General features: G+C 58.0%; 1 protein-coding gene. It reads right to left on the bottom strand.

Translation table 11 applies throughout. The features are described from left to right. On the bottom strand, nt 1-283 hold a 283-nt coding region (locus C5P05_RS00625), incomplete at its 3' end, for an endodeoxyribonuclease RusA (protein WP_114967999.1). Between the last annotated feature and the right edge of the window lie 86 nt (nt 284-369).

Consider the following 369-nt stretch of genomic DNA (forward strand, 5'->3'; position numbering starts at 1 on the left):
AACGGCTGTCGTCAACACCCAGGGCGCGGGCCATGCCATCGAGTAGCGCCTTGCTGGCGGCCAGCATGTTGTCCAGGTCACGCGCATGCTTGTCTGGCGTCAGAAATAGCAAGGACAAAGGGATGTAGCCCTCGGGCGCCACGTAGCCCGCGGCGGCCTGCTTGGTCAGATAAAAGGCGTCTTCCTTTTGCTTGTTTTTGGTGGCCAGCGTCTTGCGAAAGTGGCTCCCATTCTTGCGATTAGGAAATAGGCTTGCGGCTGGAAATGGGAGTTTGATGATCATCACTTCACCCTCCGCACCGACTGCAGCGCCGACTTGATAGCCAACTCCTGCATAGGCTTTCCCTGCGCTTTGTAGTGCGCCTGGAG

The organism is Rhodoferax ferrireducens (assembly GCF_003347515.1).
In the GTDB taxonomy this organism is placed as follows: domain Bacteria; phylum Pseudomonadota; class Gammaproteobacteria; order Burkholderiales; family Burkholderiaceae_C; genus Rhodoferax.